The sequence below is a fragment of the Pseudomonas sp. CH235 genome (assembly GCF_004368175.1).
In the GTDB taxonomy this organism is placed as follows: domain Bacteria; phylum Pseudomonadota; class Gammaproteobacteria; order Pseudomonadales; family Pseudomonadaceae; genus Aquipseudomonas; species Aquipseudomonas paraglycinae.
In genome coordinates, this window is sequence record NZ_RRZJ01000023.1 from 23702 (window position 1) to 38259 (window position 14558).

Genomic DNA, 14558 nt, shown 5'->3' on the forward strand with positions numbered 1-14558 from the left:
CGGTGCCCGGAATTAAGACCTGACTGACCGGCGGAGTTCCTCAGGCAATGCCCAGAACCTTGAAAACAAATGCATATTCGAGCGCTACGTCACGTAATCCCTGATAACGCCCGCTCATGCCGCCGTGGCCGGCGCCCAGTTCGGTCTTGAGCAGCAATGGATTGTCATCGGTCTTGGTCGCGCGCAATTTCGCCACCCACTTGGCCGCTTCCCAATATTGCACGCGACTGTCGTTGTAGCCGGCGATCACCAGTGTTGCGGGATACGCCTGTGCAGTGACGTTTTCGTACGGCGCATAGGCCTTGATCCGCTCGTAGACCTCCGGCTCTTCGGGATTGCCCCACTCGTCGTATTCGGTGACGGTCAGCGGCAGGTCCGGGTCGAGCATGGTGTTGAGCACGTCGACGAACGGCACTTCGGCAATCGCCACACCAAACAGATCCGGACGCTGGTTGAGCACCGCGCCGATCAGCAAGCCACCGGCGCTGCCACCACTGATCGCCAGCTGTGGCGCGGTAGTGATGCCGTTGAGGATCAGGAATTCGGCGCAGGCAATGAAGTCGCTGAAGGTGTTGTGCTTGTGCTCCTGTTTGCCGGCGCGGTACCAGGCTTCGCCCAGCTCACCGCCGCCGCGCACGTGGGCGATGGCGAACGCCATGCCGCGATCCAGCAGGCTCAGGCGGGCGTGGGAGAACCACGGGTCGAGGCTCGAACCGTAGGCGCCGTAACCGTACAGGTACAGCGGCACCGCTTTGCCGACCATTTCCCGTTTCATCACCAGACTGATCGGCACCTGGGTGCCGTCCGGTGCGGTCGCCCACAGGCGCTGACTGACGTAGGCGTCGGCGTCGAACGGGCCGAGCACCGGGGTTTCCTTGAGGACGGTCTGTTCGCCGGTGGCGAGGATCAGTTGCCGAACCTGAGCCGGACGATTCAGCGCTTCATAGCGCAGGCGGATGCGGTCGCTTTCGAATTCAAGGCTGTTTTGCACGTAGAGGCTGTAGGCCGCGTCCGGCAATTGCACGCGATAAGGCGCCAGGCCGTGTGGGCGAACTTCGATGATCGGCAGGCCACCTTCGCGCAGGCTCAGGGTCAGGGCTTCGGCGTTGAGGGTCACGCCATCGAGCATCACCGAATCGCTATGAGGGATCAGGTTCTGCCAGTCGTCTTCGCTCGGTGCGATGCCGGTGTCCGGCGCCTGATACAGGGCGAAGTTGATGCCGTCGCGGTTGGTGCGGATAAACCAGGTCCATTCGCCATCGAGCTTGCCGTGGTCGACGTCGTACTCATGATCCTCGACCCGTGGTGCCAGGCAAGTAAACGGCTGCTGCGGCTGATTGGCGTCCAGCGCCCAGACTTCGCTGGTGGTCTTGCTGCCCAGGGACAACAGCAATTGCTGCTCGGAGCTGGCGCGGTAGCAATGCAGGAAGAAACGCCCGTCCGGCTCGTGGAAGACCTCTTCGGCGGCGGTGCCGTCCAGACGATAGCGGAACAGTTTGTGCGGACGATGGGTGTCGTCGAGTACGCCGAAGAACAGCGTGAGGCTGTCATTGGCCCAGGTCATGCTGCCGTCGCAGTCCTGAAATTCCAGTTCGCTGACGCGCTCGCTGGATAATTCCTTCACGAACAGCGTGTAAATCTCGTCCCCCGAGGCATCGACGCTGTAGGCCAGGCGCTGGTGATCCGGGCTGATGCTGAACGCGCCGAGGGAGAAAAAGCCGCCGTTGGCCAGGGCGTTCGGGTCGAGCAGCAGTTGTTCGCGGCTTTCGTCGAGGGTCAGGCTGTCGTCGGCCGGGCGCGGGCAGCGGTAGTGACGGGCGTATTCGTCACCCGCTGTGGTGCGGGTGTAATACAGGTATGGGCCCCATGGCGAGGGGAGGGACAGGTCGGTTTCGAGAATCCGGCCCTTGATCTCTTCGAACAGGGTTTCGCGCAGCTCCGCCTGATCGGCGGTCTGCGCCTGCTGATAGTCGTTTTCAGCCTTGAGGTAGTCGAGCACCGCGTCGGTGTCGCGTTCCTGCAGCCAGGCGTACGGGTCGTGGCCGGCGGCCTTGTGGGCAATCGGGGCGCTGCTGACGTTGGCGGATACGGGCATGGAAAGCTCTCGGACATGACAAATAAGGGCCGCACGGACGGCGGGGAAGCCTGACGTGCGAAAAGTCGTTACTATAAGCGCCTCTTTGCCTGCCTTGCCATGGACACCATGACCGAGAACGACTATCTGATCGCCTGGGGCCTTTACGCCTTTGCCGCCGTGGGCTGCCTGCTGGTGTGGATGCGCATGACCCGCTGGATGTGGCGCTGGCTGCGCGAGCCGCTGCGTGTATTGATGGCGGTGTTGCTGTTCAGCCCGACCATCATTGACCCGGTGAAGGAAAAATTCGCCCCGGCCATCGCCATCACCGCGCTGGATCTGGCGTTCAAGGTCGGCAACAACGCCTGGCGCGCGATTTCCGAATTGCTCATGTACGCCATGATCGCGTTCGGCCTGTACCTGATTTTCGTGCTGATCCGCCTGCCGATCGAGCGCGCCTCCAAGGCCCGCAAGGAACAGGCTGAAGCCGCCCGCGCAGCGGCCCGTGCCGATGACGAGCGTGACGCCGATCAACCGTTCGGCGGTGCCGGCGATGACCGCTACGGTCGCCCGCCGGTGCCGAGCAATCCGCAGCGCATGCGGGTCGAGCCGCGTCTGTAATCACGAGAGTCCGCACATGTGTGAATTACTGGGCATGAGTGCCAACGTGCCGACCGACATCGTGTTCAGCTTCACCGGGCTGATGCAGCGCGGTGGTCGCACCGGTCCGCACCGCGACGGCTGGGGCATCGGTTTTTATGAAGGGCGCGGCTTGCGCCTGTTCCAGGACCCGGCGGCCAGCAGCGAGTCGGAAGTCGCCAATCTGGTGCAGCGCTATCCGATCAAGAGCGAAGTGGTCATCGGTCATATCCGCCAGGCCAACGTCGGCAAGGTCTGCCTGTCCAACACCCACCCGTTCGTCCGCGAACTGTGGGGGCGCAACTGGTGCTTTGCGCACAACGGCCAGCTCGCCGACTTCTCGCCGATCAAAAGTTTCTACCGCCCGGTCGGCGATACCGACAGCGAAGCGGCGTTCTGCGATTTGCTCAACCGTGTACGTGCAGCGTTTCCGGAACCGGTCGATATAGAAGTGCTGCTGCCGGATCTGGTCGCAGCCTGCGCCGAATATCGCAGCAAAGGCGTGTTCAACTGCCTGCTCAGCGACGGCGACTGGCTGTTCTGCTATTGCTCGACCAAACTGGCGCAGATCACCCGACGCGCACCGTTTGGCCCGGCGCGGCTCAAGGACGTTGATGTGATCGTCGATTTCCAGGCCGAAACCACGCCCAATGACGTGGTCACGGTGATTGCCACCGAACCTTTGACTGAAAACGAAACCTGGACCCGCTACGAACCGGGCCAATGGAGCCTGTGGCGACGCGGCGAATGCGTCAGCCAAGGCACGACCGAATAAGGATTGCACCCCCATGTTGCTCAGTTATCTACGGCTGGTGTTGTTTGCGGCGGGCCTGTTGATCGGTGTCCAGGTGCCGGGCTTCATCAACGATTACGCCAAGCGGGTCGAAGCGCACCTGATCGAGGCGCAGACCGGTCTGCGCGGCTTCCAGGGTACCGCCGAGCAGTTTTTCAAGGGTGATATCCAGGCGCTGGTCGCCCATTACCGTGCCAGCGAAGATCCGGTGTTTCGCAGTGATGCCGACAGCCTGAGCACCTTGCTCAACCGTCAGCTGGCGCTGGACAAGCAATTCCAGGCGATGCAAGGCCCGTGGTACATCCGCTTCCTGCAAGTGGTGCTGGCCGCCGACCCGGACATCCGCAAGGAAACCTGGAATGGCTACAGCTACCAGATCCTGCTGACGCCGGAAGCGATGATCTGGGGGATGAGCGGCGCGCTGCTGCTGTCGTTCGGTCTTGAATGCCTGTTCCGTCTGATCGACTGGGTGGTGCTGGGCGGCAAGCGCCTGCGCCAGAGCCGGCCGATCGAAGACCGGGATGTGCGCGGGCTCTGAGCCTTATGAAGATCGTTCCCACGTCGAGGCGTCGAACCGTCTGCGTGGGAATGCCTCAACGGACGCTCCGCGTTCGGCTTGCGAGGGACGCGGAGCGTCCCGGGCTGCATTCCCACGCAGAGCGTGGGAACGATCAACTTAAAGCGATGTAATCCTTGCCCACCTTGCGCGCATACCCCTCAAGCACCTGCTGACACAGCATCACAATCTCCTCGACCCATTCCACACCGACCCGCCATGACACCACGACTTGCAGGTTCGGTGGACGCTGTTCGATGTCGAGCAAAGTCAATTCCCCCCGCGCCAGTTCCTCGGCCACCAGCACCGGCGGCAACGCGCCAATGCCGAAGCCGTCGCGCAACAGCCGGGTGATCGCCGACACCGAATTCACACAATTCAACCTTGGCGCCAGCACGCCCTGGGCCTGCATCAGCGCCAGGATGTCCTGGTGCGGCCGGGAGTTTTTCGAGTAGGTGATGATCCGTTCCTGCGCCAGGTCGGCGAGGCTTTGATAGTCGCGGTTGTAGATCGAGTTGCTGGCGACAATCCAGCCGATGGGGTGGCTGGCCAGCTCCAGGCTGCGCACGCTTTCCTGGCGCACCAGGTCGGTTTGCAGGATCAGATCGAGAAAGCCTTTTTGCAGCTGATCGCAGAGGTTCAGCGAGGTATCCGCCACCAGCTCGATTTCCACCCGTGGATACAGATCGGTCATTTGCGCCACCAACGGGCTGAGCCAGGTGTGAATCACCGTGTCCATCACTCCGATGCGCACTCGGCCGACCTTGCTCGATCGGGTCTCGATCGACTGCTTCAGCGCCTGCATCGTGTCGAGCATCTGCTCGGCATAGTCCAGCACTTTCAAACCTTCGGGCGTCAGGCTGACGCCGCGTGAATCACGCAGGAACAGCTTCACCCCGAGCTCACCTTCGAGCACCGCGATCCGGCTGGAGATCGAGGCCTGGGTGGTGAACAGCTTGTCGGCGGTCAGGCGAAAACTTTTCAGCCGGGCGACCCAGACGAAGGTTTCGAGAAACTTCAGGTTCATGGCAACAAATTTTTCTTATGTCTTGGGCGGGTTTTTATTCGTTGGACGCGACCGGGTGACGCACTCAAGAATCGACGCATCCGGTTCCCACGATAGGCGTCGTCGGAGCTTCGAACAAGACCAATAAAAGCCTGCGGAGACATGCCATGAGTGCGCCCGACACCCTCGACCTCCCCAAGACTGCGGCCCGTCCCGGCCCATTCGACTGGTATCGCAACATCAATCAGCAGGAGCGCCGGACCTTCTGGAGCTGCAAGATCGGCTACGGTCTGGACGGCATGGACACCCAGATGCTCAGCTTCGTGGTGCCGACCCTGATCGCGATGTGGGGCATCACCACCGGCGAAGCCGGCCTGATTCATACCAGCACCCTGATCGCATCGGCCATCGGCGGTTGGGTGGCGGGAATTCTCTCCGACCGCATCGGCCGCGTGCGCACCCTGCAACTGACGGTGCTGTGGTTTGCATTCTTCACTTTCCTTTGCGGCTTCGCCCAGAACTACGAACAGCTGTTGATCGCCCGCACCTTGATGGGCTTCGGTTTCGGCGGTGAATGGACAGCCGGTGCGGTGCTGATCGGTGAAGTGATCCGGGCCAAGGACCGCGGCAAGGCGGTGGGCATGGTGCAATCCGGCTGGGCCTTGGGTTGGGGCCTGACAGCGATTCTGTATGCGCTGCTGTTCTCGGTGCTGCCACCGGAAGACGCCTGGCGCGCACTGTTCATCCTTGGCATCGTGCCGGCAGTGTTCGTGATTTTCGTCCGCCGTCTGGTGAAAGATCCGGAGATCTACCGCGAAGCCAAGGCCAGACAAACCCCGGAAAGCCCTTCGAAGTTCTACGAGATCTTCGCCCCCGGCATGCTCTTCACCACGATTCGCGCCTCGTTGCTGACCACCGGCGCCCTCGGTGGTTACTACGCGATCACGTCCTGGCTACCGACTTTTCTGAAAAACGAACGCGGCTTGAGCGTACTCGGCACCGGCGGTTATCTGGCAATGGTGATCATCGGTTCCTACGCCGGTTATGTGATCAGCGCCTATTTGACCGACCTGTTGGGCCGCAAGAAGAACTTCATCCTGTTCGCGGTCGGCTCGTTCACCATCGTTCTGCTCTACACCCAATTGCCAGTCAGCAACGGCGTGATGTTGTGGTTGGGTTTCCCGCTGGGCTTCTTCGCCTCGGGGATTTTCAGTGGCATGGGCGCGTTTCTCACCGAGCTGTTTCCAACCCGGATTCGCGGTTCGGGGCAGGGCTTCTGCTACAACATCGGCCGGGCGCTGGCGGCATTGTTCCCCCTGCTGATCGGCCTGCTCAGCCAGAAAGTGCCGCTGAGCGTAGGCATCGGTGCCTTTGCGGCGGTGTCCTACGGGGTGGTGATCCTCGCGGCGTTGAGCCTGCCGGAAACCCGTGGCAAACAACTGGACGCGCAGTAACTGATAACCTGCGACAACGCCCTACGATAAAAAAAGACAAAAGCTACAGGAGTGTTCACCGTGAGCCGCCTGCTATTGAACTGTGACATCGGCGAGAGCTTCGGCAGCTGGACCATGGGTCTGGACGCGGAAGTCATGCCCTTCATCGATTGCGCCAACATTGCCTGCGGTTTTCACGCCGGCGACCCGAGCATCATGCGCAAGACCGTCAGCCTGGCCCTGAGCCACGGTGTGCAGATCGGCGCGCATCCGGCCTATCAGGATCTTGTGGGGTTCGGCCGACGTTCCATGGCTTACACCGCCCAGGAACTGCAAGACATCCTGCATTACCAGATCGGCGCCCTCGACGGCATTTGCCGTGCCCAGGGTGGCAAAGTCAGTTACGTCAAACCCCACGGCGCGATGTACAACGACATGATGGCCAACCCGGCGCAGTTGCGGGCGGTGATTCAGGCCGTCGCGGCTTACGATCGCAGCTTGCCACTGATGCTGATGGCCACCCGCGACAATACGGCCGCGCAACAGCTTGGCGACGAATACGGCGTGACCCTGTGGTTCGAAGCCTTCGCCGACCGCGCCTATGACAGCGCTGGCAGACTGGTTTCGCGACAACTGCCGGGCGCGGTGCATCACGATTCCGAAACCATCATCGCGCAAGCGCTGACCATCGCTCGTGGCGACAACCTCACCGCCAGCGACGGCAGCGCGCTGCACCTGCAAGCCAACACGCTGTGCGTGCACGGTGACAACGCCAGTTCAGTGGCCGCCGTGCAACGCATTCGTCAGGCCCTGAACGAGCAGAGCGCGCCATGAATCCGCGGGTGGAAGTGGTAGCGCTGGATTGCCTGATGCTGCGCCTGTTCGATGAAATCGCCGAAGCCAACATGCCGTGGATGCTCGCCGCCAGTGAGCGGTTGCGCACGGTGTTCGGCGCACATCTGATCGATCTGGTGCCGTCGTACACCACGTTGATGGTGCATTACGAGCTGACCGAATTGAATCCGGGTCAGGCCCGGGAACTGATCGCCGAAGCGCTGATCGACCTGTCGCCAAATGCGCGAACCGGTGGCCAGTGTCATGTGTTGCCGGTGTGGTACGACCTGAGCGTCGGCCCGGAATTGAGCCTGCTGTCGCAACGCAGCGGTTTGGCGGTGGAAGAAGTGATCCGCCTCCACAGCGCTCGCGAGTATCAGGTGTTCGCGCTGGGATTCGCACCGGGGTTTGCCTTCATGGGGCTGGTGGAAGAAGTCCTGGCAGCACCGCGTCTGAATACCCCACGCAAGAAAGTCGCCGCCGGCAGCGTCGGCATCGCCGAGCGGCAGACAGCGGCGTATCCGGTGGTGTCTCCCGGTGGCTGGAATCTGATCGGTCGCACGCCGGCAAAACTGTTCGACCGTGAACGCGATGGCTACAGCCTCATGCAGCCCGGCGATACCGTGCGTTTCGAAGCGGTGAGCCATGCCGAATTCATCCGTCTGGGCGGTGACGACACGCCTCTGGAGGCCCTGGCATGAGCCGACTGACGATTGAAGCGAGCACGCCGTTGTGCCTGTTGCAGGATGCCGGACGGTTTGGCGTACGCCATCTGGGCGTGACCCAGGGCGGTGCGGCGGACTGGCGGTCGATGGCCTGGGCCAACTGGCTGCTGGGCAATGGCCTGGACTTGCCGGTGATCGAAATCACCCTCGGCGGGTTTACGGTGGTGGCTGAAGAAGATTGCTTGCTGGCATTGGCCGGCGCCGATCTTGGCGCGCAGATCGACGGTGAAGCGCTGGCGCCGTGGCGCAGTTTCAAACTGCGCAAAGGGCAGACCTTGAAGTTCACCCAGCCGTTGCAGGGGGCGCGGGCCTATCTGGCGGCGCCCGGCGGTTTCAGTGCGCCGAAAGTGCTGGGCAGCAGTGCCACGGTGGTACGTGAGGAACTCGGCGGTCTCGATGGTTTTGGCTTGCCATTGGCCAAGGGCGCTTCGCTGAGTTATCAGGGCGAAACCCTATTGGTGCGTGAGGTCCCGGCGGAGCATCGACCGGACCTGCGTCTCGACGCGCCGCTCGATCTGGTGCTCGGCGCGCAGATCGGTCAGTTCAGCGGGCAGAGCCTGTTCGATGCATTCAACAGTGCCTGGACGCTGGACAGTCGCGCCGATCGCATGGGCATTCGCATGCTGGGCACGGCGTTGCAGTATCAAGGCCAGCCGATGATTTCCGAGGGCATTCCGCTGGGCGCGGTGCAGGTGCCGCCGGACGGGCAGCCGATCGTTTTGCTCAATGATCGGCAGACCATTGGCGGCTATCCACGATTGGGAGCATTGACGCCGTTGGCGCTGGCCCGCTTGGCACAGTGTCTGCCGGGGGCGAAGGTCAGATTGCGCCCGGTGGTACAGGATGTGGCACACCGGGAACACGTCGAATATCTAAAGCGCTTTACTTGATCGTTCCCGCGTCGAACGCGTCTGCGTTTGATCGTTCCCACGCAGACGGTTCGACGCCTCGACATGGGAACCATCCGCTTACTTGGACAGAAACCGCATCCCTTCTTCCAGCCCGCGCAACGTCAACGGATACATCTGATCCTCGATCAGATCCCGCACGATATTGGTCGACGAGGTGTAGCCCCAAGTGTCCTTCGGGTACGGATTGATCCAGATAAGCTTCTTGTACTTCTCCATGAAGCGCTGCATCCACACGTAACCCGGCTCTTCGTTCCAGTGCTCGACGCTGCCGCCGGCCTGGGTGATTTCATAGGGCGCCATCGCGGCGTCACCGATGAAGATCACTTTGTAGTCGGCGCCGTACTTGTGCAGCAGGTCCTGGGTCGACGTGCGCTCGGAAGTGCGGCGCATGTTGTTCTTCCACACCGATTCATAAATGAAGTTGTGGAAGTAGAAGTACTCCAGATGCTTGAACTCGGTCTTGCAGGCCGAGAACAGTTCCTCGCAGATCTTCACGTGGGCGTCCATCGAGCCGCCGATGTCGAACAGCAGCAACAGTTTCACCGTGTTGCGCCGTTCCGGGCGCATCTGGATGTTCAGCAGCCCGGCATCCTTGGCGGTGTGGTCGATGGTGCCGTCGATGTCCAGCTCTTCCGCCGCGCCCTGACGCGCGAATTTGCGCAGGCGGCGCAGGGCGACCTTGATGTTGCGGGTGCCCAGTTCCACCGAGTCGTCGAGGTTCTTGTACTCGCGCTGATCCCAGACTTTCACCGCTTTGCCCTGGCGCTTGCCAGCATCGCCGACCCGGATGCCTTCCGGGTTGAAACCGCCGGAGCCGAACGGGCTGGTGCCGCCGGTGCCGATCCATTTGTTGCCGCCGGCGTGACGTTCCTTCTGTTCTTCCAGGCGTTTCTTGAACTCTTCGATCAGCTTGTCCAGACCGCCGAGGGACTGGATCTGCGCACGTTCCTCGTCGCTCAGCGAGCGCTCGAACTCCTTGCGCAGCCAGTCTTCAGGGATCAGCGCCTGCAAGTGATCGTCGAGCTTTTCCAGGCCATTGAAGTAGGCGCCGAACGCACGGTCGAACTTGTCGAAATGCCGTTCGTCCTTCACCAGGATCGCCCGCGACAAGTAGTAAAACTCGTCCATGTCGGCGAAGGTCACACGCTGTTTCAGCGCGTTGATCAGGTCGAGCAGCTCGCGCACCGACACCGGCACCTTGGCTGCACGCATTTCATTGAACAGGTTGAGCAACATGGCATCAGCCTCTTAGCGGGTGCCGCGACGGCTCATGAACGCCAGGCGCTCAAGCAGTTGCACGTCCTGTTCGTTCTTCACCAGCGCACCGGCCAGCGGCGGGATGGCTTTGGTCGGATCGCGTTCGCGCAGCACGGCTTCGCCGATGTTGTCGGCCATCAGCAGTTTCAGCCAGTCGACCAGTTCCGAGGTTGAAGGCTTCTTCTTCAGGCCCGGTACCTTGCGCACGTCGAAGAACACGTCCAGCGCTTCGCTGACCAGGTCCTTTTTGATGTCCGGGTAGTGAACATCGACGATTTTCTGCAGGGTGGTGCGGTCGGGGAAGGCGATGTAGTGGAAGAAGCAGCGGCGCAGGAACGCGTCCGGCAGCTCTTTCTCGTTGTTGGAGGTAATGATGATGATCGGACGCTTCTTGGCCTTGATGGTCTCGTCGATCTCGTAAACGTAGAACTCCATCTTGTCGAGTTCTTGCAGCAGGTCGTTGGGAAACTCGATGTCGGCCTTGTCGATTTCGTCGATCAGCAGGATGACGCGTTCTTCGGACTCGAACGCCTCCCAAAGCTTGCCCTTCTTCAGGTAGTTGCGCACGTCGTGGACTTTTTCATTGCCCAGTTGCGAGTCACGCAAACGGCTGACCGCATCGTACTCGTACAGGCCCTGATGGGCCTTGGTGGTGGACTTGATGTGCCAGGTGATCAGCTTGGCGCCGAACGATTCGGCCAGTTGCTCGGCGAGCATGGTCTTGCCGGTACCCGGTTCGCCCTTGACCAGCAGCGGCCGCTCCAGGGTGATGGCGGCGTTGACCGCCAGCTTCAGGTCATCGGTGGCGACGTAGGCCTGGGTGCCTTCGAACTTCATCTGCTAATCCTCGAACGGTAACGCCGACCTGAACGGGCAGGGCGGGGGCGAAATAATCGGATGCCCGACTATAACGCGCGGCCCGGTCGACTGTGAACGCAGACGGCTTATTCAGTCTCTGAATGGGGCGTCACATGTTGACTCAGTTTCGGCCGAGAGCGAGTTGAGCAAGCGCGCTATCCGGCATCCGGCTTCGGCCGTTCATACCGGGCATTGAAGGCCTGGATAAATCCGTTGCGCAAAATCTGCAAAAACGCTTCGAACGCGTTGATATCCTGCTGGTGCACGCTGCCGCTGAGTTCGACCCGGGTGGCAAACTGGTTCTTGCCCTGGTTTTTCAGCACGGTTTCGGTGCCGCCGACCAGTGCTTCCCAGATCGAACGGAAGATCCCCTTGTTCTTGTTCTCGACATCCTGCTGCCAGTTGAACACGTCGACGTCGCGCAGCAGCGGTTTGATGTAGCCCTTGAGCTGGCCCTTGGTCGCGGCGGCTTCGATGACCACGTCGCCGTGGCCGGCGTTGAAGTCGAATTTGCCGTAGGCCGAGGCGAAGTCGTTCATGCGCTTGAGTTCGATGTCGCGGGCCCGCAGGCGAAATTCGAAGTCTTCGAAATTGCTCAAGGGGTCGAAGGTGGCTGTGGTTTCCAGCGGCGCATGGCCCAGCAGCAGGGCTTTACCCTCGAAGCGGGCGTCGCGTTTGCCCTTGGTGTCGACCACGTTGGTCAGGTTGAAGATGCTGGCGTCGACATTGGTCGCATTCATGTTCACCGGTGGTTTTGAGTTGAAGTTGCGAAAGCTGATGCGGCCATCGCTGATCTGCACTTCGTCGAGCGTGATAGGCAACAGTTTGCCCAGTTGCTCACGCCAGTCGGTGCCCTGACCGGTCTGGGAGTTCTGCTTGTTGGCACCACCATCGACGAAGTTCACCTGAGGTTTAAAGAATTTCACCTGTGCCACGACAGCATGGTCGTACCAAAGCGAGTGCCAACTGACAGACAGGTCGATAACCGGCGCATCGACGAACGGCACCGGCACCTTGCCGTCGGCCTTGACGATTTTCAGGCCATTGATCTTGTAGGCCCCGCGCCAGAGCGCCAGGTCCACGTCGGTGATCTGGCCGCGGTAGTCGCCCATATTGGCAAGCTTGTCATTCAGATAGTCGCGCACGAGGTAGGGCAGGGCGATATGCAGGGTGACCAGCAATACCACGATGGTGGCGAAAATCCACAACGGCCAGCGGTAGCGACGCTTCATGGCAACAAATCCCGAACGGTGTAAAGCGATTGACTGCCGCCTGCCGCAGACGTTCGGCCCGACTGGACTGACACGGGCAACAGGCTTACCTTGGAAGGCTGAATTCAACGCTGCACAAGGACCCAGCCATGAGCCGTATTTTTGCTGACAACGCCCATTCCATCGGCAACACGCCGCTGGTGCAGATCAACCGCATCGCGCCCCGTGGCGTGACCATTCTGGCCAAGATCGAAGGTCGCAACCCGGGCTACTCGGTCAAGTGCCGGATTGGCGCCAACATGATCTGGGACGCCGAAAGCAGCGGCAAACTCAAGCCGGGCATGACCATCGTCGAGCCGACCTCCGGCAACACCGGCATCGGTCTGGCCTTCGTGGCGGCCGCGCGCGGTTACAAATTGCTGCTGACCATGCCGGCCTCGATGAGCATCGAGCGGCGCAAGGTGCTCAAGGCGCTGGGCGCCGAACTGGTGCTGACCGAGCCGGCGAAAGGCATGAAGGGCGCTATTGAAAAGGCCAACGAAATCGTAGCCAGTGACACGGGCAAATACTTCATGCCCGCTCAGTTCGATAACCCGGCCAACCCGGCTATCCACGAAAAAACCACCGGCCCGGAAATCTGGAATGACACCGATGGCGCCATCGATGTGCTGGTGGCGGGCGTCGGCACCGGCGGAACCATTACCGGCGTGTCGCGGTATATCAAGAATACGGCGGGCAAACCGATTCTGTCGGTGGCGGTGGAGCCGGTGTCTTCGCCGGTGATTACCCAAGCGCTGGCAGGTCAAGAAATCAAGCCGAGCCCGCACAAGATTCAGGGGATTGGCGCCGGTTTCGTGCCGAAGAACCTTGATCTGTCGATGGTTGACCGGGTCGAGCTGGTGACGGATGACGAATCCAAGGCCATGGCCCTGCGCCTGATGCAGGAGGAAGGGATCCTGTGCGGTATTTCCTGCGGTGCGGCCATGTCGGTGGCGGTGCGTCTGGCGGAGACGCCGGAAATGCAGGGCAAGACCATTGTGGTGGTGCTGCCCGACTCTGGTGAGCGTTATCTGTCGAGCATGCTGTTCAGTGATCTGTTCACCGATCAGGAGAACCAGCAGTAAGGGCGCGTTGATTCAGGTCAGCCAAGGTTCAGGATCGTTATGTTAAGAAGTGCTTTGTTGCGCAATTCTTAACACTGAATCTTGAGTCGGGCGGGTTTTTCCCGGAGCCGGTAGTGTTTATCATGGCCGGCCGCCATCTCGGGTAAATGGCATGGCGTGGCGTTGTCTTATTTCAAGGAGTTGTTGATGACCTTTTCGTTAGCCGCCAAGGTGTCGGTGTTGCTGCTGTTTGTGGGCAGCATCCTCTACGTGCATTTGCGCGGCAAGGCGCGTTTGCCGGTGCTGCGTCAGTTCGTCAACCACTCGGCACTGTTCGCTCCATATAACGCCTTGATGTACCTGTTCTCGGGCGTGCCGTCCAAGCCGTATCTGGACCGCAGCAAGTTTCCGGAACTGGACGTGTTGCGCGATAACTGGGAAACCATTCGCGACGAGGCGATGCACCTGTTCGACGAGGGTTATATTCGCGCCGCCGAGAAGAACAACGACGCCGGTTTCGGCTCGTTCTTCAAGAAGGGCTGGAAGCGTTTCTACCTCAAGTGGTACGACAAACCGCTGCCTTCGGCCGAAACCCTGTGCCCGAAAACCGTGGCGCTGGTCAGTGCCATCCCCAACGTCAAAGGCGCGATGTTCGCGTTGTTGCCGGGCGGCAGCCATTTGAACCCGCACCGCGATCCGTTCGCCGGTTCCCTGCGTTATCACCTCGGCCTGTCGACGCCGAACTCCGACGACTGCAGGATCTTCGTCGACGGTCAGGTCTACGCCTGGCGCGACGGTGAAGACGTGATGTTCGACGAAACCTACGTTCACTGGGTCAAGAACGAAACCGACAAGACCCGCGTCATCCTGTTCTGCGACATCGAGCGTCCCCTGAGCAATCGCTTGATGACCCGCATCAACCGCTTCATCAGCGCCTGGCTGGGCCGTGCCACGGCACCGCAGAACCTCGACGACGAGCGCGTCGGCGGGATCAACCAGGCTTACGCGTGGAGCAAGAACTTCAGCGACAAGTTCAGCGGTGGGGTCAAACAGTGGAAACGCCGCAATCCGAAGGCCTACCGCGTAATGCGGCCGGTGCTGGCGGTGGTGGTGTTGACGTTGCTGGGGTATTGGCTGTTTGGTTGAGGCTGGAATTAA

14 protein-coding genes are annotated in these 14558 nt (G+C 61.0%); 9 read left to right on the forward strand and 5 right to left on the reverse strand.

Annotated features, from left to right (window positions below; all coding sequences use genetic code 11):
• Window positions 1-40 precede the first annotated feature (40 nt).
• Window positions 41-2095, reverse strand: coding sequence for a S9 family peptidase (locus EIY71_RS20940; protein ID WP_134022977.1), 2055 nt, complete (start codon window positions 2093-2095; stop codon window positions 41-43).
• A 99-nt stretch (window positions 2096-2194) separates the two neighbouring features.
• Between EIY71_RS20940 and EIY71_RS20945 the strand changes: the two genes are divergently transcribed.
• From EIY71_RS20945 to EIY71_RS20955, 3 genes are read left to right on the forward strand one after another with little or no spacing between them, the layout of a single operon-like run.
• Window positions 2195-2695, forward strand: coding sequence for a hypothetical protein (locus tag EIY71_RS20945; protein ID WP_007956485.1), 501 nt, complete (start codon window positions 2195-2197; stop codon window positions 2693-2695).
• Window positions 2696-2711: 16 nt separating this feature from the next.
• A complete protein-coding gene (locus tag EIY71_RS20950; protein ID WP_007956486.1) occupies window positions 2712-3488 on the forward strand; it encodes a class II glutamine amidotransferase in 777 nt (258 codons plus the stop codon).
• Between the two features lie 13 nt (window positions 3489-3501).
• Window positions 3502-4044, forward strand: coding sequence for a DUF2937 family protein (locus EIY71_RS20955; protein ID WP_007956487.1), 543 nt, complete (start codon window positions 3502-3504; stop codon window positions 4042-4044).
• Between the two features lie 133 nt (window positions 4045-4177).
• Here EIY71_RS20955 and EIY71_RS20960 read toward each other — a convergent pair whose 3' ends face one another.
• Window positions 4178-5089, reverse strand: a complete 912-nt coding sequence (locus tag EIY71_RS20960; RefSeq protein ID WP_134022979.1) for a LysR family transcriptional regulator — start codon at window positions 5087-5089, stop codon at window positions 4178-4180.
• 146 nt (window positions 5090-5235) lie between these two features.
• Here EIY71_RS20960 and EIY71_RS20965 point away from each other — a divergent pair, with 146 nt between their 5' ends.
• Genes EIY71_RS20965 through EIY71_RS20980 form a run of 4 tightly spaced genes read left to right on the forward strand, consistent with a single transcriptional unit; the run spans window position 5236 to window position 8950 of the window.
• A complete protein-coding gene (locus EIY71_RS20965) occupies window positions 5236-6522 on the forward strand; it encodes an MFS transporter (RefSeq protein WP_102685983.1) in 1287 nt (428 codons plus the stop codon).
• A gap of 60 nt (window positions 6523-6582) precedes the next feature.
• On the forward strand, window positions 6583-7335 hold the full coding sequence (locus EIY71_RS20970; RefSeq protein ID WP_085747199.1) for a 5-oxoprolinase subunit PxpA: 753 nt from the start codon (window positions 6583-6585) through the stop codon (window positions 7333-7335).
• Complete coding sequence (gene pxpB, locus EIY71_RS20975; RefSeq protein WP_134022981.1) at window positions 7332-8036, forward strand: 5-oxoprolinase subunit PxpB; 705 nt, start codon at window positions 7332-7334, stop codon at window positions 8034-8036. The genes EIY71_RS20970 and pxpB overlap by 4 nt, the downstream gene beginning before the upstream one ends.
• Window positions 8033-8950, forward strand: a complete 918-nt coding sequence (locus EIY71_RS20980; RefSeq protein ID WP_134022983.1) for a biotin-dependent carboxyltransferase family protein — start codon at window positions 8033-8035, stop codon at window positions 8948-8950. Before pxpB ends, EIY71_RS20980 begins: the two co-directional genes overlap by 4 nt.
• 78 nt (window positions 8951-9028) lie before the next feature.
• On the opposite strand, the gene EIY71_RS20985 is transcribed toward EIY71_RS20980, so the two are convergent.
• The 3 genes from EIY71_RS20985 to EIY71_RS20995 all read right to left on the reverse strand — a co-directional run bounded on the left by EIY71_RS20985 (window position 9029) and on the right by EIY71_RS20995 (window position 12318).
• Complete coding sequence (locus tag EIY71_RS20985; RefSeq protein ID WP_016771218.1) at window positions 9029-10207, reverse strand: VWA domain-containing protein; 1179 nt, start codon at window positions 10205-10207, stop codon at window positions 9029-9031.
• A gap of 12 nt (window positions 10208-10219) precedes the next feature.
• The gene (locus EIY71_RS20990; RefSeq protein ID WP_007911294.1) at window positions 10220-11065 is read right to left on the reverse strand and encodes a MoxR family ATPase; all 846 of its coding nucleotides are present in this window, start codon (window positions 11063-11065) and stop codon (window positions 10220-10222) included.
• Between the two features lie 176 nt (window positions 11066-11241).
• On the reverse strand, window positions 11242-12318 hold the full coding sequence (locus EIY71_RS20995) for a DUF748 domain-containing protein (protein WP_134022985.1): 1077 nt from the start codon (window positions 12316-12318) through the stop codon (window positions 11242-11244).
• A gap of 128 nt (window positions 12319-12446) precedes the next feature.
• Here EIY71_RS20995 and cysK point away from each other — a divergent pair, with 128 nt between their 5' ends.
• Both cysK and EIY71_RS21005 read left to right on the forward strand, forming a co-directional pair.
• Window positions 12447-13421, forward strand: coding sequence for a cysteine synthase A (gene cysK / locus EIY71_RS21000; protein ID WP_085747195.1), 975 nt, complete (start codon window positions 12447-12449; stop codon window positions 13419-13421).
• Between the two features lie 186 nt (window positions 13422-13607).
• The gene (locus EIY71_RS21005) at window positions 13608-14546 is read left to right on the forward strand and encodes an aspartyl/asparaginyl beta-hydroxylase domain-containing protein (protein WP_085747194.1); all 939 of its coding nucleotides are present in this window, start codon (window positions 13608-13610) and stop codon (window positions 14544-14546) included.
• The last annotated feature ends 12 nt before the right edge of the window (window positions 14547-14558 follow it).

Excerpts from the sequence above, each read along its gene's own strand:
- EIY71_RS20950 (WP_007956486.1), top strand. The coding sequence starts at position 2,712 with ATGTGTGAATTACTGGGCATGAGTGCCAACGTGCCGACCGACATCGTG.
- EIY71_RS20985 (WP_016771218.1), bottom strand. The coding sequence starts at position 10,207 with ATGTTGCTCAACCTGTTCAATGAAATGCGTGCAGCCAAGGTGCCGGTG.
- EIY71_RS20980 (WP_134022983.1), top strand. The coding sequence starts at position 8,033 with ATGAGCCGACTGACGATTGAAGCGAGCACGCCGTTGTGCCTGTTGCAG.
- EIY71_RS20955 (WP_007956487.1), top strand. The coding sequence starts at position 3,502 with ATGTTGCTCAGTTATCTACGGCTGGTGTTGTTTGCGGCGGGCCTGTTG.
- EIY71_RS20995 (WP_134022985.1), bottom strand. The coding sequence starts at position 12,318 with ATGAAGCGTCGCTACCGCTGGCCGTTGTGGATTTTCGCCACCATCGTG.
- EIY71_RS20990 (WP_007911294.1), bottom strand. The coding sequence starts at position 11,065 with ATGAAGTTCGAAGGCACCCAGGCCTACGTCGCCACCGATGACCTGAAG.
- EIY71_RS20960 (WP_134022979.1), bottom strand. The coding sequence starts at position 5,089 with ATGAACCTGAAGTTTCTCGAAACCTTCGTCTGGGTCGCCCGGCTGAAA.
- cysK (WP_085747195.1), top strand. The coding sequence starts at position 12,447 with ATGAGCCGTATTTTTGCTGACAACGCCCATTCCATCGGCAACACGCCG.
- EIY71_RS20940 (WP_134022977.1), bottom strand. The coding sequence starts at position 2,095 with ATGCCCGTATCCGCCAACGTCAGCAGCGCCCCGATTGCCCACAAGGCC.
- EIY71_RS20965 (WP_102685983.1), top strand. The coding sequence starts at position 5,236 with ATGAGTGCGCCCGACACCCTCGACCTCCCCAAGACTGCGGCCCGTCCC.
- EIY71_RS20945 (WP_007956485.1), top strand. The coding sequence starts at position 2,195 with ATGGACACCATGACCGAGAACGACTATCTGATCGCCTGGGGCCTTTAC.
- pxpB (WP_134022981.1), top strand. The coding sequence starts at position 7,332 with ATGAATCCGCGGGTGGAAGTGGTAGCGCTGGATTGCCTGATGCTGCGC.
- EIY71_RS21005 (WP_085747194.1), top strand. The coding sequence starts at position 13,608 with ATGACCTTTTCGTTAGCCGCCAAGGTGTCGGTGTTGCTGCTGTTTGTG.